This is a genomic window from Haemophilus parainfluenzae, assembly GCF_900638025.1.
GTDB classification, from domain to species: Bacteria; Pseudomonadota; Gammaproteobacteria; order Enterobacterales; family Pasteurellaceae; genus Haemophilus_D; species Haemophilus_D parainfluenzae_J.
This window is the reverse complement of the sequence record NZ_LR134481.1, coordinates 828,574-848,370: the sequence shown is the minus strand read 5'-3', so window position 1 is coordinate 848,370 and position 19,797 is coordinate 828,574. Positions and strand designations below refer to the sequence as shown.

Below are 19,797 nucleotides of genomic sequence, written 5' to 3'. Positions count from 1 at the left end.
AAAAACTATGTGTGGTATTGTTGGTGCGGTAGCACAACGTGATGTAGCAGAAATTTTAATTAATGGTTTACACCGCTTAGAGTATCGTGGTTATGACTCTGCGGGTGTTGCTGTCGTGGATCCAAACCATGAATTACACCGCGTGCGCTGCTTGGGTAAAGTAAAAGCCCTTGATGAAGCAGTTGCAGTAAAACCATTAATCGGTGGTACAGGGATTGCGCACACACGTTGGGCAACTCATGGTGAACCATCTGAAGCCAATGCTCACCCACATACTTCGGGTAACTTTGCTGTCGTACATAATGGCATCATCGAAAATCATGAAGAATTACGTGAATTGCTTAAATCTCGTGGTTATGTGTTCAATTCTCAAACCGATACAGAAGTGATCGCTCACCTAGTTGAATGGGAAATGCGTTCAGCCTCTACTCTACTTGAAGCCGTACAAAAAACTGTAAAACAACTTACCGGTGCATACGGTATGGTGGTATTAGATCGCGAACATCCAGAACATTTAGTTGCAGCACGTTCAGGCAGCCCATTAGTAATTGGTTTAGGGATTGGTGAAAACTTTCTGGCATCTGACCAACTTGCGTTATTAAGCGTGACTCGTCGTTTCATTTATTTAGAAGAAGGCGACATTGCCGAAATTACACGTCGTACTGTGGATATTTACGATGCGAATGGTCAAAAAGTAGAACGTGAAGTACACGAATCTAACCTTGAAAATGATGCCGCAGAAAAAGGCAAATTCCGCCATTTCATGCAAAAAGAAATCTATGAGCAACCAAATGCATTAATCAATACCATGGAAGGTCGTATCCTTCACAATAACGTGATTGTGGATGCTATCGGTAATGGCGCATCAGAAATCTTAGAAAAAGTTGAACACATTCAAATTGTCGCTTGTGGTACCTCTTATAATGCAGGTATGACAGCTCGTTACTGGTTTGAAGCACTTGCTGGCGTGAGCTGTGATGTCGAAATCGCATCTGAATTCCGCTATCGCAAATTCGTGACTCATCCAAATAGCTTGTTAGTGACTATCTCTCAATCAGGTGAAACGGCGGATACTCTTGCCGCACTTCGTCTTGCAAAAGAAAAAGGTTACATGGCGGCCTTAACGATCTGTAACGTATCAAGTTCATCTTTAGTACGCGAATCTGATCTTGCCTTCATGACACGTGCAGGCGTTGAAGTCGGTGTGGCATCAACCAAAGCATTTACCACTCAGTTGGCAGCATTATTAATGTTGGTGACCGCGATTGGTAAAGTAAAAGGTAATATCTCAAACGAAAAAGAAGTGGAAATTGTGAAAGCATTACAATCACTTCCAGCTGAAATTGAAAAAGCCCTTGCGTTTGATAAAGACATTGAAGCATTAGCAGAAGACTTTGCAGAAAAAAACCATGCACTTTTCTTAGGTCGTGGCGAGTTCTACCCTATCGCGGTAGAAGCTTCATTGAAGTTAAAAGAAATTTCTTATATCCACGCAGAAGCTTATGCAGCTGGTGAATTAAAACACGGTCCACTCGCTTTAATTGATGCGGACATGCCGGTTATTGTAGTTGCGCCAAACAATGAATTACTTGAAAAAGTAAAATCAAACATTGAAGAAGTACGTGCGCGTGGCGGCCAACTTTATGTTTTCGCGGATAAAGAAGCGGGCTTCACGCCTAGCGAAGGCATGAAAATCATCACCATGCCAAAAGTGAATGAAATTGTTGCACCAATTTTCTATACCGTTCCAATGCAATTATTGTCATACCATGTGGCATTAATTAAAGGAACCGACGTAGACCAACCTCGTAACTTAGCGAAATCGGTAACCGTAGAATAAAGTGCGGTTGAAAATTAGCGCATTTTAATACAAAAAAGCACAGGTTTAATCCTGTGCTTTTTGTTTAAATAAACCGATAACCGTTTTCTGTCACTTCCAAAATTGAGGCATAATCCTTTCGCCAATCGCCTAACACTATTCGTGTGTACTCTTTTTCCTGATGAATGCCTTCTCGATGTGTATGGCCGTGAATTAACCGTTCAACACCAAATTCTTTCACAGTTTGTGCCGTAAACGCTAAATTCACATCCATGATATCCAGCGACTTATATTGCTTATCCTGTTTACTCTTCGCGCGAATTTTCTCTGCAATTTTTAACCGCACTTTTAGTGGCAAACATAAAAACAGTCTTTGTCGCCAATTTTGATGCACTTTTCGACGAAATTGCTGATATTTCACATCATCAATACATAAGGTATCGCCATGACAAATTAAGGTTTTCACACCATAAAGATCAACACAATGATAGTCAGGCAATAATGTTAAACCACAATCTTGTGCAAATTTTTTCCCGACGAGAAAATCTCGATTGCCATGAATGAAATAACAAACAATGCCCTTTCCTGTCAGGTTTTTAATCAACTGTTTTACTTGTGAAATTAAAGGTGAGGTCTCATCATCACCAATCCAAAAATCAAAAAGATCCCCCAAAATATAAACCGCTTGGGCTTCTTGTGCCTTGGTTTTCATAAAATCATTAAAAAGTGCGATTAATTCCGGATGCGTTTCGCTCAAATGAAGATCTGCAATAAAATAAATGGGTTTCATAACTATTCCGTCATTTTTTTCATTAGATTAGCACACATTTTTGTGTAATTTGCTATACTTTCCAAAAATTTTAATTAGGTATTTTCTATGTTAAAAATCGCCAGAATTCTCATCGTTGCACTTTGTTGTATTTTAATTTGTGTGCTCGGTACGATCTATTCCTTTATTCGTTTCAAAAATCCAAGCAATGTGGGCATTGTGGCTCGCTGGTTTGGTCGCTTATACCCATTATTTGGCTTAGAAGTAGAACACCGTTTTCCACAAAATAAAGAGAATATGCCGCGTTGTATTTATATCGGTAACCACCAAAATAATTTCGATATGGTGACCATCTCTTACATGGTACTCCCTCGCACGGTGAGTGTAGGTAAAAAAAGCCTAATTTGGATTCCTTTTTTCGGTATTTTATATTGGGTGACGGGCAATATTTTCTTAGATCGTGAAAATCGTTCTAAAGCACACAGCACGATGACGGAACTTGCTCGTCGCATCAATAAAGACAACCTGTCAATTTGGATGTTCCCTGAAGGCACTCGTAGCCGTGGTCGCGGCTTATTGCCATTCAAAACAGGGGCATTCCATGCAGCAATTGCAGCTGGTGTGCCAATCGTGCCCGTTGTGTGTTCGACGACGCATAAAAAAATTGATTTAAATCGTTGGGATAACGGTAAAGTGATTTGTGAAATGATGGATCCGATTGATGTATCATCCTACACAAAAGACAATGTTCGCGAACTTGCTACTTACTGCCACGATTTAATGGAAAAACGTATCGCTGAACTCGATGATGAAATTGCACAAGGAAAATAATATGTTGCGTCTTTCTCGTCGCCAATTATTAAAAACTACCGCAATTTCAACCGCACTTGCTGCCACTCCTCAATCAGTATTAGCGGCATCCCGCGAAAAATTAACTATTCCCCCGTTGATGGAAGCGAAACGTGGTCGCCCCATTATTCTTAATATGGAAGAAACCGGCTACAAGTTAGACGGCTCCCATAGTGTCAGTGTATGGGGCTTTAATGGCAATTATCTTGGGCCCACTATTCGCATCAAATCGGGTTCCTTTGCAAAACTTAATTATCACAACAATTTGCCACAAAGTATTGCTCTCTCTATTCAGGGATTACAAGCCAGTGGCGAATTATTTGGTGGCGCGGCAAAAGTCCTCAAAAAAGGGGAATCTTGGGCACCAATTATTCCAATAGAGCAACCTGCCGCGACTTGCTGGTATCGCTCTGCCACCCTGGCAAACTCGGCCTATCAAACCTATCGCGGCATTGTGGGAATGTGGTTAATTGAAGATGATCAAAGCCTAAAATCACAACTTCCTCATAAATATGGCGTGGACGATATTCCATTAATCTTACAAGACATGGAATTTAACGGCGACGGATTACAATTATTTAAGCAAAATCAACCGCACTTTGTCGGTAATCGTCTATTCGTTAATGGACAAGAAGCGCCTTATCTTGACGTCCCTCGCGGCTGGGTGCGTTTGCGTTTGCTCAATGCGTCATTAGCAAGAGCCTATGATCTCCGTTTAGATAATGAACAAGACATGTTGCTCATTGCGAAGGATTTAGGTTTTTTACCTCAAGGTAAAGCGATTAATTCTCTCATTCTTGCACCAGGTGAACGAGCTGAAGTGTTAGTCAATTTAGATAAAGGTGAAAACATATCTCTCATTTCTGGAGCGAAACGTGGTATTTTCGACAAAATCAAAAATGTCTTCAGTTCGGGAAATGATTTTGCAGATAACACCGTTTTAGAACTTCGCCCACAAGGTCAAATCTCAGCTTTCAGTAAAAAAATGAATGAGCAATTTAATACTGATGCCACGGCTATGCTCGAAAGTAAAATCGCCCAAGAACGCACCTTTGAATTGGATGTCACGAATGGCTTAATCAACAAACAACGCTTTGACCCGCGCCGTGTTGATATTTCGGCTAAAGTCGGTACTGTCGAACGTTGGATCATCAACAGCTCTCTGCCTGTCGGCTTTACCATTCAAGGCGCTAAATTTGTTATTGAAAGCCAAGATGACGTCAACGTCGATGCGTCGGAGCTTGCCTGGAAAGACACGGTTTGGGTGAAAAAGAAAGTACAAATTTTAGTAAAATTTGAACAACCATCATCAAATAGCCATCCTTTCTTATTCGGTGCATCAAATTTGATGCTAGCAGATATGGGTTGCCTTGGTATCATACTTGTTCAATGAGATAATCAATGGCATTATTATAATCATTCAAATAGTTACCATAATACTTGGTAATCTGTGAGTCAACATTCCGAAGAAATATCTGTGTATGAACAGAAATAAAAAGACGTGTTTAACACGCCTTTTATCCTCGTTATATTTTCAATTCATATTGAGAATTTGTCAGTGATTGAAGCTTACGCAAAATCATACCAAGCACCACGCCATAAGCGGGTACAAATAAGATAATGCCAACAAATAATTTAAATAAATAATCGACAAATCCAAGGCTAAACCAATGCTCTGCCATGAAAGGATCGCTGCTTTGATAAAACGCTACAGCAAAGAACATAAAAGTATCAGCAAGAGAGCCAAATGTCATTGAACTACTCGGGGCAATCCACCATGTTTTTAATTGGCGTAAGCGATTGAAAACTAACACATCTAATAATTGTCCGAATACATAAGCACAGAAGCTAGCAAGGGCAATACGGAAAACAAACATATTGAATTCACTTAATGCACCTAAGCCTTGATATTGTCCATTAGAAAAAACAACCGAAACAATGTAACTCACGATAAGCGCAGGGAGCATCACGATAAAGATGATCCAACGTGCTTCTTTCGCCCCAAATACACGCACCGTTAAATCAGTGGCTAAGAAAATGAATGGAAAAGTGAGTGTGCCCCATGTGCTGTGGAATGAGAAATCATCAGCAAAACCAAGTGCGGTCAATTTTAAATTGATTTCAAAGGGAATTTGAACGAAATAGTTACTGGCTGTGATGATAAAGATATGAAACAAGCTTAATAAAATTAAAGCAAAACGTTTTTGTTGATCATTGAAGATCGGAGTATTAATTTTCATTTTAAGACCTTTTTAGTTGGTGAATCGGGGGTAGGGAACCCGACATGAGAAATAAATCTGCCAAATTGGCGAGCCGTGAATAATACTAGAATTTATTGGGATTGCAAGAAAGTGCGGTTAAAAATTAGGTATTTTATTTAAATTCAATAAAAATGATAAGAATTGTTATTTACACTGAAATTATATTGTACTAGAATTCTCGGACATTATTTATTCCACATATGCCAGGAGAGCATTTCAATGTATAAATCCAATCATTTAAAAACAACATCATTCTTCGCATTAAGTGCTTTAACCATCGCGCTTTTTTCAAACTATTCTTATGCAGAAGAGAAACTTGAGGAAATTAAAGTTACTGCGGAAGATCAGGTAAAACAATCACTTGGTTCTTCTCTTGTGACAGCAAAAGATTTAGAGAAACGCCCAGCGACAAATGATATTTCTGAAGTATTACGCACTATGCCAGGTGTTAATTTAACGGGTAACTCATCTACAGGACAACGCGGAAATAAACGTCAAATTGATATTCGTGGTATGGGACCAGAAAATACATTGATTTTAGTGGATGGTAAACCAGTCACCTCTCGTAATGCAGAACGTTATGGTGTGCGTGGTGAGCGTAACTCTCGTGGCGACAGTAACTGGGTACCAGTTGAAGCGATTGAAAAAATTGAAGTATTACGTGGTCCTTCGGCTGCACGCTATGGCTCAGGTGCAATGGGTGGGGTGGTAAATATTATCACTAAACCTGTTACCAATGATTTACACGGGAGCTTAAGTTATTACACCAACCAACCCGAAGATAGCGACGAAGGCGCAACGAACCGTGTCGGTTTTAATCTAAGCGGAGCGTTAATTAAAGACGTATTGCAATTCCGTTTATATGGTAACTGGAACAAAACGCAAGCGGATGAAGTCGGTATTAATGGCGATCCTGCTATTGCCGGTCGTGAAGGTGTACGTAATAAAGATATTAATGGCCGTTTAGTGTGGAATATCAATGAGAAAAATAAATTAACCTTGGATTCTGGTTTTAACCGTCAAGGTAATATTTATAACGGTGATACACAAAATAGCTCAGCAGGGCTTTACAATAATAAAAACTATCCTGAAACCAAAACCTTGGCAGGAAGCAAAGCTGAAACTGCTCGTTTATATCGTCAAAACTATGCTTTAACCTATGAAGGTAAATTCGATCATTTTGACAATAAAACCTATATTACTTTTGATAAAACGAAAAACAGCCGTTTACCAGAATACTTAGCAGGTGGTCCAGAGGGCAGTTATTCGAGTACATCAGCTTTTAGCGATTCCATTCTTAAAAATACACGTTTTAGTTCAGAATTCTATATTCCATTTACCTTGGGTGTAGATCATATGCTGACAGTTGGTTTTGAAGGTGCGCATAGCAGTTTAGATGATGACGCTTCTATGACACAGTTACTTGGTGGACGACGAGATAAAAAAACAGGGAAGGTGCTTTATGATTTGAAAGAACGCCTACCAAGCGGTATCTCAAATGTACGAGGTGGTCATAGCAGCCAAACGGAATGGGCAGTATTTGTTGAAGATAATATTTCAGCAACCCAATCTACTATCCTAACGCCATCTTTACGTTATGATTATAACAGTTATTCTGGTTCTAATGTAAGCGGTGGATTAAACTTCTTACAAAGCCTCAACGATGATTGGAGAATTAAAGGTGGGATTGCAAGAGCTTATAAAGCACCGAACCTTTATCAAACTAACCCAAATTACTTGCTATTTACCTTAGGTCAAGGTTGTCCAACGAATGTACCAAATAATAAAACTTGTTATTTCCAAGGTAATAGCGACATTAAACCGGAAACCAGCTGGAATAAAGAAATCGGAATTGAATATGATAAAAATGGACTTCTTGCTTCTGTAGCTTACTTCCGTAATGATTATCGTAATAAAATCGTATCTGATGGTGAATTTATCGGTTTAACTAACTTAGGTAACTATGTGTATAAATGGGGTAATGCAAACCGCGCAGTGATTGAAGGTTTTGAAGGTAATCTGACATTACCACTAATCCAAGATAAATTAAACTGGGTGAATAACTTCACTTATATGCATAAAACCAAAAATAAAGATACAGGTAACCCGCTTTCTATCGTGCCGAAATATACCTTGAATTCAAGCTTAAGTTATCAAATTACCGATAGTTTGGATGCAATGTTAACTTATACGCAATACGGTAAACAAAAATCCCGTAAAAATCCAGAAAACCGTATGGAAAATGGTAACAATACATACGTTAATCAACTTGCTGGCTCAGAAGATATTGGTGGCTATGCAGTTTGGGGATTAAGTGCGGGTTATAATTGGAAAGATACAATCAGCATTCGTGTTGGCGTAAGTAACTTATTTGATAAACGCATTTATCGTTCATCAAGCAGTACAAATTACAATGCTCATACTTATAACGAACCTGGTCGTGCTTATTACGCAACAGTAAAATATACTTTCTAAGTAATAAAAGATGATTCAAGCCCTGTTTATACAGGGCTTTTTTATATGTAGCCAACTTAGACAACAAAAACGCAAAGAAATCTTGACTCAACATATAAAAATAAATAATAATTGTTATCATTTTAATTTTATTAAAGGTGTACTTATGAAGAAAGCAAATTTTGCTTTATTGCCACTTGCTGTGTTTATTGCAGCGAATGTCCAAGCTGAAGAACAACTAGATGTGATTAATGTTGTTTCCGAAAATAGTGGGGCAAAAAGTAAAACCAATGTGATTACGACAAAAACAATGGAGCGTAGCACTGAGACCGAATTAAAAGGTTTATTAAAGGATGAACCAGCAATTAATTTTGGTGGCGGTCGTGGTACCTCACAATGGTTTACAATTCGTGGTATGGGACAAGATCAAGTTGATGTAAAAATTGATGGTGCTTATACCGATGCACAATTATTCCATCACCAAGGTCGTTTCATGTTTGATCCGTCTTTATTAAAACGTGTTGATGTGCAAAAAGGGACGGGTTCAGCAAGTGCTGGAATTGGAGCTACAAGCGGTGCAATTGTTGCAGAAACAGTGAGTGCAAAAGATTTGCTCAAAGAAGGACAAGATATCGGCTTCAAAGTTAATGCAGGTGTAAGTTCAAATAGTGGCTGGTCTAAAGGGGCAACGGTTTATTCTAAAGCTGGCCCTGTAGATGCATTAATTTCTGCTAATTTTGTGACTGAACGTGATTATAAAGACGGTAATGGCTATAAAGTAAAAAATAGTGCATTAGGACAGCGTGGCTTATTAGCTAAGCTTGGTTTTGATGTCAATGAAAACCACAGAATCGAAGTCAGTCATCGTCAAGAACGTCATTATGGTGTTCGTGCCCTTCGTGAAGAGTTTGATTTTGCGCAAGACAATAATGAGGCAAATAATGCTCCTCGCTATCGTATAACACAAAATGATACGACAAATTTAGAATGGAATGGTAAGAATATGGGCTTTGTGACTAATGCTAAAGCCAATGTGTATCATTCTGTGATTAATCGTAAAGAGCCAAGTGAGAATTCAAAAACACGTTTAATTGCTAATGGGGCAAATTTAAATTTAGAAAGCGCAGTGGGACAGTCTCATCTTATTAAATACGGTGTTAATTATCGTGATCAAGAGGGTAAACCTAATTCGCTCACCGTACAAAACGGTGTTCAAATGAAAACTCAAAAGAAACGTGATGTCGGTGTTTATACAGAAGGTATCTGGGGTTTAGGTGCTTTTACTTTAACAACCGGATTACGTTATGATCACTTTGATTTCCGAGCAATGAATGGCAAAAAATCTCATAAGGGAAGTGTAAATCCGAGTGTTGGTTTAATTTATGAAGCGAATAATGATCTAAGTTTTAATGCAAGCTTAAACTATGCAACACGAAGCCCTCGTTTCCATGAAGTAATGCTATCGTCAGGTTCAACTCGAGGTAAGACAGCGATTTACTCAATAGCATCAAATATTAAACCAGAGAAATCCCGTAATGCAGAAGTGGGTTTCAATTACAAACTAGCCGATAATTTCTCGTTAAATGGAAGCTATTTCTGGCAAACGGTAAAAGATACTCACGCATTTACACTTATTCGTCCTGGTTTTTACGAAATCCAAAATGCAGGCAAGCTAAGAAACCACGGATATGAAGTCGGTGCAGCTTACAAATATGAAGGTTTAACATTACGTGCAGGTGTAGCTTATAGTAAACCTGAATTAGATGGCAGAACAGTAGATAGTACCGTGACAGCTATTCCGATTGGACGTACTTGGACAACAGGCGTATCTTATCGCTTTACTCAACCTGATATTGAAATTGGCTGGAAAGGTCGCTTTGTACAACATACCAGTTATGACTCAACAACGAATAATCGTGGCGGTGGTGCAACAACCACTAAACGCCCTGGATATGGGGTAAGTGATTTCTATATTACATGGAAACCGGTTGAAAATATTAATGTGAATCTTGCTCTAGATAATGCGTTTTACAAATATTATCGAAGCCATAGTCAACGTGCAGGGATATCAACATTACCTGAGCCAGGTCGAGACATTCGTTTAAATGTCAATTATACGTTTTAACTAAAATTAAAAGGCCTGACAACGATATAATATTGTTGTCAGGCCTTAACTCAATATATCAGTTTCTAGAAACTGCTCATATATAAACTTAGTGTTCTCTTAATGTAATTTCAATCTTGGTTTTAAATAGTGGTTAAGTTTATCCACTAAAATAATCAAGCCGATCTTAATACATCCATGCAAAGCATGTTGGTGCATACGATATAAGGATAAATACGCAAACTGTGCAAATTTACCTTGAACAGTCAGTGGATTTTTCCCAAATTTATTTGAAATGCTACCCAATGCGGTAAAGCTTGAAAGAGAAACCAAGGTCCCTTTATCATTGTATTTGAATGCTTTTAATGGTTTTTGCTCAAAAAGTGCAAAGATATTTTTTGCACAAGCTTTTGCCATTTGGTGTGCCGCTTGCGCTCTTGGCGGGACTAATTTACCGTTTGGTTGCATTAATGCCGCACAGTCACCAATGGCAAAAATACTGTCATCAACCGTGGTTTGAAGAGTATCTTTTACCACTAATTGATTGATGCGATTAAGCTCTAATCCATCGAATTGCTGTGTCACCGTTGAGGTGCGAACACCCGCTGCCCACACAATCAGATCAGCTTTGATTTCTTCGCCATCTTTGGTAATAAGTGTATTTGGTTGGGCTTCTGTGATCATCGTATTTAATTTCACATTTGCACCCATTTCTTGCAATTCATCTAATACCGCAGCAGATAAATTTTCAGGTAACGCTGGAAGTAAGCGCTGGCCCGCTTCAACTAAGGTGACTTGCAAGCAAGAATTATCGATTTTGCCGTAACCATAAGAAGATAAGTCTTCAGTCGCATGATAAAGCTCTGCGGTTAATTCCACGCCAGTTGCACCACCACCAACAATCGCAATATTGACTTTGCTCTCATCGACTAATTTCTGTTTAAATTCTTCTTCACCAATATCGTCTAATACACGGTTTTCTGAAAATTTAAGGAATAATTCCAACATTCTTTGTTGGAAGCGAAGTGCTTGATCAGAGCTGTCTAAGAAAATACAGTTATCAGCCACGCCTTTTGTATTGAAATCGTTCGATTTACTACCGATCGCAATTACTAAGTAATCATAAGGAATACGACGTGCAACCACGAGCATATCGCCTTCTTGCCCATAAACAGGAGCAAGTTCAACATATTTTTGCTCACGATTAATACGTGTGATTGAACCTTGCTCAAAGCTAAAATGGTGGTTTTTACCGTGTGCACGATAACTCAGAGAATCGGTGCCATCATCCATCACACCTGTGGCAATTTCATGTAATAAGGGTTTCCACAAGTGGGTCGCATTGCGATCCACAAGCGTCACTTTAGCCTGTTTTTTGCGACCTAATTTATCGCCTAAAAATGTCGCTAACTCTATGCCGCCGGCGCCACCGCCAACGATCACGACGTTTTTCATAAAGTACTCCTAAAAGCAAAATTGTTAAAAATGTTAAACTAATGTAATGATAGCATAACAAATAAAAAGACGAAAAAATTTAATGGAAATGACCGCACTTTATTGATGACAGCGATCATAAAGCGGTTGCAATTGTTGAATGGTTCTTGTGATAAATGAAACGGGATCGATTTGATGAAGTTCAGCTTTTTCAATGCTTTTTCCAATACACCAAAAATCCTCATCTGAACGCAAGAGAAGATCCTTTTCAGAAATGCGCTTCACTTGGCGAAAATCATCATATTCGCTTTCATCTTCTCGCCAAATATCAAAATCAGCAAATTGTTTGAAATCAAATTGCTCAAGCCACTGATTATATTGTTGCACATTAATTTGTGAGCGATCTGCACGATAGCAATGCCAATCTAAGCACACTCTTAATCGACGACGATTTAATAGCACGGAAAAGATTGCTGCAGAATTTTGATTAAACTCGTATTTAAAATAAGCGAAGAAATGCGCCCGTACTTGCCAGCCATTGGTCCAACTTTCAATATGCGGCTTCGCAAAAGGTGTGCCAAGCTGCTTTGCCACTTCTTGAATAATCGCTTTCCAGTTATCCCAATGTAATTTGTAATCCGCTTTAATCGCCGGAATATCTTCCGGGCAGAATTTTTTCATTTGGGCAAATTGGTAGAAAGGAATATTGAACAGTTCACAAGATTCAGCCGTAAGAGAGAGCATAGCATTTCCTTAAAAATCACTGTAATTTTTGACCGCACTTTGTGTGAAGCATTGTTTGTCTTCCCAGCGCAACATAGTCATTCGATTATTCCATACACAACCAGTATCTAGGGCATAAATACCTTGTGGAGTGGGTTCATCGACTAAACTTGCCCAATGCCCAAAGACAATGGGAATTTGTTTATAAAGTGGATTATCTAAATTAAACCAAGGCGTGAGTTCCGCTGGTGCATCTTTTAAAGAGGATTTACAAGCAAAATCAAAGCGATGATCTAAATAGCAAAAACGCATTCGAGTGAAAGCATTAATAATGTAACGATGACGCGCTAAGCCCTGTAAATCTGGCGACCAGCGATCAGGCTGTTCAGAATACATATTTTCAATAAGATAATGAAAATCGCCGTGCTGTAAAATCTGTTCAACTTCAGCTGCACAAGCTTTCGCAGTTTCCAAATCCCAATCAGGCGAAATACCTGCGTGTGCCATCAGGAAGTTTAATTCTTCATTATGCACAAGTAGGGGCTGATGGCGTAACCAATGAATCAGTTCATCACAATCGGGGGCATTAAAAATCGCATCAACACGATCACGTGGTTTTACCTTTTTAATACCCAGTGCGGTCGCAATTAAATGTAAATCGTGATTCCCTAGTACAGTTTGTGCTGCATTACCAAGTGATTTTACGAAACGAAGACATTCAAGTGATTTATCCCCACGGGCCACAAGATCCCCCACAAGATAAAGTTTATCTTGCGTAGGATTGAAATCTACACGCGCTAATAAAAGCTGTAATTCATCATAACAGCCTTGCAAATCACCAACGAAATAGGTTGCCATTTTTGATCTGACCCCAAAAAGTTAGACTGTTATTTAAAGGATTGTTTTCGATATTGTACCGGACTCAGTCCTTTTAATTTTAGTTGAATCCGTCGGTGATTATAGTAATCCAAATAATCCCTGACGGCATCAACTATCTCCTCTCTACTGTTAAATTCCCGACCATAAAAACATTCTGTTTTTAATCGTCCAAAGAAACTTTCCATTGCGGCGTTGTCCAAGCAATTCCCTTTTCTCGACATACTTTGAATGATGCCATGTTCAGCCAAGATTCGACGATAAGCCACCATTTGATATTGCCATCCCTGGTCTGAATGTAAAATGACACCACAAGCTTTATTTAATCCTTTGACGGCTTGCATTAACATGTCCTCTACTTGCGCCCAGTTTGGGGAATAGCTGAGATTATATGAAACTATCTCATTGTTAAATAAGTCTAAAATTGGGGATAAATAGACTTTGCTCCCATCTTTCGCCTTAAACTCGGTGATATCGGTCACCCATTTTTGGTTCGGGGCCGTTGCACTAAAATCGCGTTCAAGATGATTCGGTGCAATCACCCCTATCGTGCCTCGATAGGTCGTAAATTTCTTGCTTTTTCTTGACCGCACTTGAAGCCCAAGTGTCTGCATTAAACGTTGAACTTTTTTATGATTCACGCCTGGCAAGCAGGCATGAACACGTCGGTAGCCATAATCAGGATGGTTGGCTTTGATGCGTTTAATGGTCTTTTTCAACAACTCATCCTTATCCAGTTTAATCTGAAGTTTAGCAAAAAACGTACTACGCGCTAATTGTGCAAAGCCTAAAAGCCATTTTAACGGATAGCGTGTTCTTAACCTTTGGATAATTTCCGTTGCTCGGCTTCGTCCTGAAGTCTGAGCCTTCTCAACTCCTTTAGGTAGGCTACCTCCGCTTCAAGCTGTAAAATTCTCAGGCGTAAACGGTCTTCTTCAGTTTTGGGTGGCGGTGGCATTTTTGCATATTTGGGTTTCATCGGCGGTCGTCCTGATGGTTTACGGGGAATAAGTCCTTTTATGCCACTTTTTTCAAATCGTTTCAACCATGTCCCGACTAGGGAGTTGGAAGGAATATTGTAAAAACGCGCAGTTTCTCTAATACTCATTTTCCCATTCAAAATAGGTTGAAGAACCTGTAATTTAAATTCGATTGTGTAGTGTTTACCCATAAAAAATCTGCACCTCAATTGTTGGTTTGTTGAGTCCAACTTTTGGGGTGCAGATCATTTTGACCGCTCTTTTTATTCTTCTGAATCTAAAATTTCATCTTTATTAATATCAGCAGGAGGATTATCCGCTAACCAGTTTGCTAAACGTGCATAATCTACGATAGCCAAATTTTCTGCACGTGCATTTAAATCAATGTCAAGTGCGGTCAGATTTTCAGGTGAAAATAACGTTGAGAGTGCATTACGCAATGTTTTACGACGTTGATTAAACGCTTGGGAGCAAACACGGTTCAGCCAATATAAATCTTTTACAGGGTGCGGCAATTCTTTATGTGGAATTAAACGCACAACAGCTGAATCTACTTTCGGTGCAGGTTTAAATGCAGAAGGTGGCACTTCAAGTACAGGCATCACTTGGCAGAAATATTGCGCCATAATGGTTAAACGGCCGTAAGCTTTGCTATTTGGTCCTGCGCATAAGCGTTTTACCACTTCTTTTTGTAACATGAAGTGCATGTCTTGAATCACATCATGATACTTAAACAAGTGGAACATCAATGGGGTGGAAATATTGTAAGGCAAGTTACCAAATACACGTAATTTCTGACCTTTTTCTGCCAAATTTTCTTTTGTATAAAGCTCACCAAAATCAAATTGCATGGCATCCGTTTCAATCACGGTGAGCTTTTGATGTAAAAATGGATGATGACGTAAACGTTCTGCAAGGTCTCGGTCAAGCTCTACCACAGTCAGATGCTCGACAAGTTCACCAACCGGTTCTGTTAAGGCGCCAAGCCCCGGACCAATTTCCACTAAGAATTGATTGGGTTGTGGGTAAATCGCCGCCACGATACCTTGAATCACAGAAGTATCATGTAAAAAGTTTTGACCAAAGCGTTTGCGGGCTGTATGGCCTAAATGTTTCTTTGTGTTCATAAAGATAGTCTAATAAATAATAAAGCTTGTGGTTTTATATCTTTAAATATCTAACCACTCTGGTTTTATTTCTCTCGGGGAGAGCTCATTCACATTATCGTTGTAATGCAGAATATGGCACACATTCTTGGAGTTGGGATGCCAATGTATAAAATTGTCTTTGTCTCGCGAATAAATACAAATCATCGCTTTATTTAACCCTGAAGCAATATGAACGGTGGATGTATCAACCGAAATAAGCTGTGTGCAATTTCTAATTAATTCAATAGTATGATAGATCATTATATGATGACTTGAATAAACAAACACATCATTAAATTGATTAGCGATACGACTTAAATGTTCATGAGTATCCGGCGTTGCAAGCAAGACTAACTGATGCTTATAAAAGTCTTTAATATATGTTAAATAATCTATAATGTGAGCATCATCAAACTTTCTATTTTTCCCATTTCCATAAAAGTTAATGGCAATAAAATTATTTAACTTATTATCCGTAATAAACTGGAGAATTTCTTCTTTAATTAAGTCATCTTGCGGAATATCATAGCTATCATCACTTAAATTAATGTTTGATTTAGCTAAAGCTTCTTTGTAAATTTCTGAAAAATGGCTATCTTTAGTAATATTTACGTTAAAAATATTATAATCTTCTTTTTGATAGCCAATATAATTATGAGCATTGATTATCCTCAAGAGCAACAAGTCTCGATTTCTAATGATGAGGGTTGGGTCAATGACAACATCATATCTTTCTTTTCTAATTAATAGCCCCTTTTTGATATAGTCTAAAATATTTCTTTTTTTTACAGTATAAATTTCATCAATATTTTTATTTTTTTGAAATAGATAAGCGTTTTTTTTCGTACAGATAACACCAATTTTTATCAATGGATTAAATTTCTTTATCTCTCGAAAAACAAAAGAGCTCACGATATAGTCGCCAATTTTCCCATCTTGTCGCAAAAATAAGAAACTCTTAGGATGTTCTAAACTTTGGGGATTATTTACTCTCGATGATTTATCGAGTATCCATTTCCCTATTTTTAATCTTAGGGCTTTTAACTTATTCATATCTCTCTTCAACTTGATTTATTTCAGAATCAATACTCAAACCTCTGAATACACAAGGTGGTTCGATTCCATAGGCATTCATTTTGTTTTTTTGAATAAGTCCTGTTAAGTAGTCTGAAGGCATTCGTACAGGATAAGCATAGTTAAGCAATTTTGAAGCGCCCAATTGTGTAATTAAATATGCGGCAGTACAGGTAATAAACCGCTTAGAATTTTTCGAAGGAGACTTATAATGTACAAGTCGATAGCCTTCATAAAGTTTTTTCTTACAAAGATATGATTTGGCTTTACCATGATCTAAAAAGATCAAATCATATTTTTTTCCAACTTTATTTAACGCATCCTGAACAATTTCCTCAAAATAATGTGAAACTATAGCATCATCTTCAAGAACAATAGCACTTTCAATATTGTTTTCTATAATATATTCATAAACATTAATATGGCTCATTGCGCAACCAATTTCGCCGAGTGTTAATGGCTTAGGTGATAAGTAGTGTTTTGGATAGAAATCATAATCGACAGATTCTAATACAGAAGCGGATAGTTTTTTCCCATCTGTTGCATCAAAAAAACTGAAGTCCAACCCCAAACCGGAAAGGCGTTTAGCAATATTTTCTCTTCTTTTTGAATGTTTTAAACTAATTACAATTATTTTAGGTATAGCCATAAATAGCCCTTAGTTGAAGTCATTTGTTTACATATAATTTTATCAAACCATCGTAAAATTGCTTTAGCTATTTTCAAGATAGCGCTGTTATCCTTTTAGAAAGGAAGGCGGCATAAGACTCAAACGCCTTATCTTTTCTCTATATTTTGTATGCTAAATGAAATTTTCTATCTGATCCAGCGTTGAAACATTATATATAATTGAATTATTAAAAAAAGAATGAGGATTTCAACAAAATACCATTTTAATCTTTCGTCTAACGCCAAAAACGGCTATAATCCGCCCGTTTTTCATTTATAACCCGCAAAAAGTGCGGTCAAAAAAATCATAATTTTAGAGGATAAAATGGCAAAAGAAGATTGCATTGAAATGCAAGGTACAATCTTAGAAACTTTACCTAACACCATGTTTCGTGTTGAATTAGAAAATGGTCATGTATTAACTGCACACATCTCAGGTAAAATGCGTAAAAATTATATTCGTATTTTAACAGGCGATAAAGTAACGGTAGAAATGACACCTTATGACTTGAGCAAAGGTCGTATCATTTTCCGTAGTCGTTAATTTAGAAATAAAAAAGAAAACCGATGTTGTTAATATCGGTTTTTTTGTTTGAAAAGCATGCAAATGATTTGAAGTCTAGAAAAAAAACTGTATAATCGGCATCCTTAGCCACGTTCATTTTTTCGTTCCTTGCCTTTGCAGATTGGTGGCTAGTCTACGTCAAAGGCTGATTAACCCGTAAGGAGCAGTAATGCGTCACTACGAAATCGTGTTTATGGTTCATCCGGACCAAAGCGAGCAAGTACCAGGTATGATCGAACGTTACACAGGTTCTGTTAAAGAAGCTGGTGGTCAAGTTCATCGCCTAGAAGATTGGGGTCGTCGTCAATTAGCGTACCCAATTAACAAATTACACAAAGCACACTACGTGCTTATGAATGTAGAAGCGCCTCAACAAGTCATCGACGAGCTAGAAACGACTTTCCGTTATAACGATGCTGTATTACGCAGTCTTGTTATCCATACTAAGCACGCCGTAACCGAAGCGTCCCCAATGAAAGCGGCTAAAGAAGAACGTAAACCTTTAGCTGAAGTTGAAAACAACGATTTTGAGGATGCTGAAGAGTAATTCAAAACTTGATAATCGCTTCTCGTTAATCGGCACAGTGTGTCAATTACCCAAGCGAAGCAAAAGCCCTAACGGGATTGCACATTGCCAATTTTGGCTGGAACATCGTTCCGAACAAGTCGAAAGTGGTTTATCACGCCAAGCGTGGTTAAAGATGCCAGTTCAAGTCAGTGGCAATCAGTTAATAGAAAAAACTCAAAGCATTACGGTCGGCAGTAAACTTCTTGTGGTGGGGTTTATTACTTCACATAAAACCTCAAATGGTTTAACGCAGTTAGTATTGCATGCCGAGCAAATCGAATTTATAGATTAGGAGACAGCCAAATGGCACGTTATTTCCGTCGTCGTAAGTTCTGCCGTTTCACAGCGGAAAATGTTGTTGAAATCGATTACAAAGATATCGCTACATTAAAGAACTACATTTCTGAAAGCGGCAAAATTGTACCAAGCCGCATTACCGGTACTCGTGCGAAGTACCAACGCCAATTAGCACGCGCAATCAAACGCGCTCGTTATTTAGCGTTATTACCTTACTCTGATTCTCATCACAATTAAGAAGGAGTTAGGAAATGCAAGTAATTCTTTTAGATAAAATCGTTCACCTAGGTAACGTAGGTGATCAAGTTAATGTTAAATCTGGTTTCGCTCGTAACTTCTTAATCCCACAAGGTAAAGCAGTTATGGCAACTAAAGCTAACATTGAACACTTTGAAGCACGTCGTGCAGAGTTAGAAGCAGCGGCAGCAGCAAGTTTAGCAGCAGCTCAAGCTCGTGCAGCACAAGTGACTGCATTAGGTTCTGTTACCATCGCATCTAAAGCAGGTGATGAAGGTCGTTTATTCGGCGCAATCACTACTCGTGATGTAGCAGAAGCCGTAACTGCAGCTGGTGTTGAAATTGCGAAAAGCGAAGTTCGTTTACCAAATGGTCCAATCCGTACTCTTGGTGATCACGATGTTCGTTTCCAACTTCACGGTGAAGTATTTGCAACATTAGATGTTATCGTTGTTGCAGAATAATTATCAAAGTTTTTGATAAAAGAAAACCCGACGTAATGTCGGGTTTTTTGTTTTTCTGGATTAAGAAAATATTTTAGTTATGCTTAAAGAATAAAAAAAGTGCGATCATTTTTTTGACCGCACTTTTATTTATCCATTTAGTGTTGTTTTAAATTACAAACCTAATACAGCAAATAACACCCAAATTGTGTAAATCATTGCCAAACCGTAAAAGATAAATCCGCCTGCTGGCACGTGGATTTTAAGATCGTGCATCGCATGATGGATACGGTGTAAACCACACCACATAGGGAAAATTGTTAAAACTAAGATAACTAATTTTCCGATCCAAGAATAAGCGAATGTAATTAAGTTATGTGGATCAATTAATCCGAATGGTAACAATAAACCAAGGATTAAGATTACCACAGGGAAGAAAATCGCACTGACAGTCCCGCCAGCACCAAACATCAACCATACTGGTGGTTCACCAGAGCGTTTTGGATTTTGTTCGACCATTTTTTCTC

At 38.3% G+C, this 19,797-nt stretch carries 21 protein-coding genes; 10 read left to right on the top strand and 11 right to left on the bottom strand.

From position 1 onward, the window contains the following. Positions 1–7: 7 nt before the first annotated feature. Entirely contained in the window at positions 8–1,840 is a 1,833-nt protein-coding gene (gene glmS, locus EL215_RS04255; RefSeq protein ID WP_126470379.1) for a glutamine--fructose-6-phosphate transaminase (isomerizing), read from the top strand. A 64-nt stretch (positions 1,841–1,904) separates the two neighbouring features. On the opposite strand, the gene lpxH is transcribed toward glmS, so the two are convergent. After that, positions 1,905–2,609, bottom strand: coding sequence for a UDP-2,3-diacylglucosamine diphosphatase (lpxH, locus tag EL215_RS04250; protein WP_126470377.1), 705 nt, complete (start codon positions 2,607–2,609; stop codon positions 1,905–1,907). An 87-nt stretch (positions 2,610–2,696) separates the two neighbouring features. On the opposite strand from lpxH, the gene EL215_RS04245 reads away from it, so the two are divergent. Together EL215_RS04245 and EL215_RS04240 are read left to right on the top strand one after the other, a co-directional pair. Further along, positions 2,697–3,419 (top strand): 1-acylglycerol-3-phosphate O-acyltransferase, encoded by a 723-nt coding sequence (locus EL215_RS04245; protein ID WP_049356127.1) that lies wholly within the window; start codon positions 2,697–2,699, stop codon positions 3,417–3,419. Between the two features lies 1 nt (position 3,420). After that, positions 3,421–4,830 (top strand): multicopper oxidase domain-containing protein, encoded by a 1,410-nt coding sequence (locus tag EL215_RS04240; RefSeq protein ID WP_049356129.1) that lies wholly within the window; start codon positions 3,421–3,423, stop codon positions 4,828–4,830. A 133-nt stretch (positions 4,831–4,963) separates the two neighbouring features. On the opposite strand, the gene EL215_RS04235 is transcribed toward EL215_RS04240, so the two are convergent. Beyond that, positions 4,964–5,677: a 7-cyano-7-deazaguanine/7-aminomethyl-7-deazaguanine transporter gene (locus tag EL215_RS04235; RefSeq protein WP_049356131.1), complete on the bottom strand. Its 714-nt coding sequence runs from the start codon at positions 5,675–5,677 to the stop codon at positions 4,964–4,966. A gap of 240 nt (positions 5,678–5,917) precedes the next feature. Between EL215_RS04235 and EL215_RS04230 the strand changes: the two genes are divergently transcribed. Together EL215_RS04230 and EL215_RS04225 are read left to right on the top strand one after the other, a co-directional pair. Beyond that, entirely contained in the window at positions 5,918–8,173 is a 2,256-nt protein-coding gene (locus EL215_RS04230) for a FepA family TonB-dependent siderophore receptor (protein WP_126470375.1), read from the top strand. Positions 8,174–8,318: 145 nt separating this feature from the next. After that, positions 8,319–10,277 carry a TonB-dependent receptor domain-containing protein gene (locus tag EL215_RS04225; RefSeq protein WP_126470373.1) on the top strand — a complete coding sequence of 653 codons (1,959 nt, stop codon included), beginning with the start codon at positions 8,319–8,321 and terminating at the stop codon, positions 10,275–10,277. Positions 10,278–10,376: 99 nt separating this feature from the next. Here the strand turns inward: EL215_RS04225 and EL215_RS04220 are convergent, their stop codons facing one another. The 8 genes from EL215_RS04220 to EL215_RS04185 form a co-directional block, all read right to left on the bottom strand. Beyond that, the gene (locus tag EL215_RS04220; protein WP_126470371.1) at positions 10,377–11,711 is read right to left on the bottom strand and encodes an NAD(P)/FAD-dependent oxidoreductase; all 1,335 of its coding nucleotides are present in this window, start codon (positions 11,709–11,711) and stop codon (positions 10,377–10,379) included. A 99-nt stretch (positions 11,712–11,810) separates the two neighbouring features. After that, complete coding sequence (locus EL215_RS04215) at positions 11,811–12,434, bottom strand: glucose-6-phosphate 1-dehydrogenase family protein (RefSeq protein WP_126470369.1); 624 nt, start codon at positions 12,432–12,434, stop codon at positions 11,811–11,813. Between the two features lie 9 nt (positions 12,435–12,443). Continuing rightward, the gene (gene apaH / locus EL215_RS04210) at positions 12,444–13,271 is read right to left on the bottom strand and encodes a bis(5'-nucleosyl)-tetraphosphatase (symmetrical) ApaH (protein ID WP_126470367.1); all 828 of its coding nucleotides are present in this window, start codon (positions 13,269–13,271) and stop codon (positions 12,444–12,446) included. A gap of 29 nt (positions 13,272–13,300) precedes the next feature. Then, complete coding sequence (locus EL215_RS04205; protein ID WP_126469737.1) at positions 13,301–14,122, bottom strand: IS3 family transposase; 822 nt, start codon at positions 14,120–14,122, stop codon at positions 13,301–13,303. After that, positions 14,107–14,460: a helix-turn-helix domain-containing protein gene (locus EL215_RS04200; protein ID WP_126469735.1), complete on the bottom strand. Its 354-nt coding sequence runs from the start codon at positions 14,458–14,460 to the stop codon at positions 14,107–14,109. Before EL215_RS04200 ends, EL215_RS04205 begins: the two co-directional genes overlap by 16 nt. A 72-nt stretch (positions 14,461–14,532) precedes the next feature. Continuing rightward, positions 14,533–15,396: a 16S rRNA (adenine(1518)-N(6)/adenine(1519)-N(6))-dimethyltransferase RsmA gene (gene rsmA, locus EL215_RS04195; RefSeq protein WP_126470365.1), complete on the bottom strand. Its 864-nt coding sequence runs from the start codon at positions 15,394–15,396 to the stop codon at positions 14,533–14,535. Positions 15,397–15,438: 42 nt separating this feature from the next. After that, complete coding sequence (locus EL215_RS04190) at positions 15,439–16,470, bottom strand: glycosyltransferase family 9 protein (protein ID WP_126470363.1); 1,032 nt, start codon at positions 16,468–16,470, stop codon at positions 15,439–15,441. Beyond that, entirely contained in the window at positions 16,463–17,140 is a 678-nt protein-coding gene (locus EL215_RS04185) for a glycosyltransferase family 25 protein (protein WP_126470361.1), read from the bottom strand. Before EL215_RS04185 ends, EL215_RS04190 begins: the two co-directional genes overlap by 8 nt. A 345-nt stretch (positions 17,141–17,485) precedes the next feature. Between EL215_RS04185 and infA the strand changes: the two genes are divergently transcribed. From infA to rplI, 5 genes are all read left to right on the top strand, one after another. Then, entirely contained in the window at positions 17,486–17,704 is a 219-nt protein-coding gene (infA, locus tag EL215_RS04180) for a translation initiation factor IF-1 (protein WP_049356144.1), read from the top strand. 190 nt (positions 17,705–17,894) lie between these two features. Beyond that, positions 17,895–18,272 (top strand): 30S ribosomal protein S6, encoded by a 378-nt coding sequence (rpsF, locus tag EL215_RS04175; protein WP_005627620.1) that lies wholly within the window; start codon positions 17,895–17,897, stop codon positions 18,270–18,272. Further along, positions 18,259–18,585, top strand: a complete 327-nt coding sequence (gene priB, locus EL215_RS04170; protein WP_005627623.1) for a primosomal replication protein N — start codon at positions 18,259–18,261, stop codon at positions 18,583–18,585. Before rpsF ends, priB begins: the two co-directional genes overlap by 14 nt. An 11-nt stretch (positions 18,586–18,596) precedes the next feature. Then, the gene (rpsR, locus tag EL215_RS04165; RefSeq protein ID WP_005696867.1) at positions 18,597–18,827 is read left to right on the top strand and encodes a 30S ribosomal protein S18; all 231 of its coding nucleotides are present in this window, start codon (positions 18,597–18,599) and stop codon (positions 18,825–18,827) included. Between the two features lie 14 nt (positions 18,828–18,841). Continuing rightward, a complete protein-coding gene (gene rplI / locus EL215_RS04160) occupies positions 18,842–19,291 on the top strand; it encodes a 50S ribosomal protein L9 (protein ID WP_014064775.1) in 450 nt (149 codons plus the stop codon). A gap of 153 nt (positions 19,292–19,444) precedes the next feature. Here rplI and frdD read toward each other — a convergent pair whose 3' ends face one another. Beyond that, complete coding sequence (frdD, locus tag EL215_RS04155; protein WP_049356147.1) at positions 19,445–19,789, bottom strand: fumarate reductase subunit FrdD; 345 nt, start codon at positions 19,787–19,789, stop codon at positions 19,445–19,447. Positions 19,790–19,797: the final 8 nt, after the last annotated feature.

Excerpts from the sequence above, each read along its gene's own strand:
- glmS (WP_126470379.1), top strand. The coding sequence starts at position 8 with ATGTGTGGTATTGTTGGTGCGGTAGCACAACGTGATGTAGCAGAAATT.
- lpxH (WP_126470377.1), bottom strand. The coding sequence starts at position 2,609 with ATGAAACCCATTTATTTTATTGCAGATCTTCATTTGAGCGAAACGCAT.
- EL215_RS04245 (WP_049356127.1), top strand. The coding sequence starts at position 2,697 with ATGTTAAAAATCGCCAGAATTCTCATCGTTGCACTTTGTTGTATTTTA.
- EL215_RS04240 (WP_049356129.1), top strand. The coding sequence starts at position 3,421 with ATGTTGCGTCTTTCTCGTCGCCAATTATTAAAAACTACCGCAATTTCA.
- EL215_RS04235 (WP_049356131.1), bottom strand. The coding sequence starts at position 5,677 with ATGAAAATTAATACTCCGATCTTCAATGATCAACAAAAACGTTTTGCT.
- EL215_RS04230 (WP_126470375.1), top strand. The coding sequence starts at position 5,918 with ATGTATAAATCCAATCATTTAAAAACAACATCATTCTTCGCATTAAGT.
- EL215_RS04225 (WP_126470373.1), top strand. The coding sequence starts at position 8,319 with ATGAAGAAAGCAAATTTTGCTTTATTGCCACTTGCTGTGTTTATTGCA.
- EL215_RS04220 (WP_126470371.1), bottom strand. The coding sequence starts at position 11,711 with ATGAAAAACGTCGTGATCGTTGGCGGTGGCGCCGGCGGCATAGAGTTA.
- EL215_RS04215 (WP_126470369.1), bottom strand. The coding sequence starts at position 12,434 with ATGCTCTCTCTTACGGCTGAATCTTGTGAACTGTTCAATATTCCTTTC.
- apaH (WP_126470367.1), bottom strand. The coding sequence starts at position 13,271 with ATGGCAACCTATTTCGTTGGTGATTTGCAAGGCTGTTATGATGAATTA.
- EL215_RS04200 (WP_126469735.1), bottom strand. The coding sequence starts at position 14,460 with ATGGGTAAACACTACACAATCGAATTTAAATTACAGGTTCTTCAACCT.
- rsmA (WP_126470365.1), bottom strand. The coding sequence starts at position 15,396 with ATGAACACAAAGAAACATTTAGGCCATACAGCCCGCAAACGCTTTGGT.
- EL215_RS04190 (WP_126470363.1), bottom strand. The coding sequence starts at position 16,470 with ATGAATAAGTTAAAAGCCCTAAGATTAAAAATAGGGAAATGGATACTC.
- EL215_RS04185 (WP_126470361.1), bottom strand. The coding sequence starts at position 17,140 with ATGGCTATACCTAAAATAATTGTAATTAGTTTAAAACATTCAAAAAGA.
- infA (WP_049356144.1), top strand. The coding sequence starts at position 17,486 with ATGGCAAAAGAAGATTGCATTGAAATGCAAGGTACAATCTTAGAAACT.
- rpsF (WP_005627620.1), top strand. The coding sequence starts at position 17,895 with ATGCGTCACTACGAAATCGTGTTTATGGTTCATCCGGACCAAAGCGAG.
- priB (WP_005627623.1), top strand. The coding sequence starts at position 18,259 with ATGCTGAAGAGTAATTCAAAACTTGATAATCGCTTCTCGTTAATCGGC.
- rpsR (WP_005696867.1), top strand. The coding sequence starts at position 18,597 with ATGGCACGTTATTTCCGTCGTCGTAAGTTCTGCCGTTTCACAGCGGAA.
- rplI (WP_014064775.1), top strand. The coding sequence starts at position 18,842 with ATGCAAGTAATTCTTTTAGATAAAATCGTTCACCTAGGTAACGTAGGT.
- frdD (WP_049356147.1), bottom strand. The coding sequence starts at position 19,789 with ATGGTCGAACAAAATCCAAAACGCTCTGGTGAACCACCAGTATGGTTG.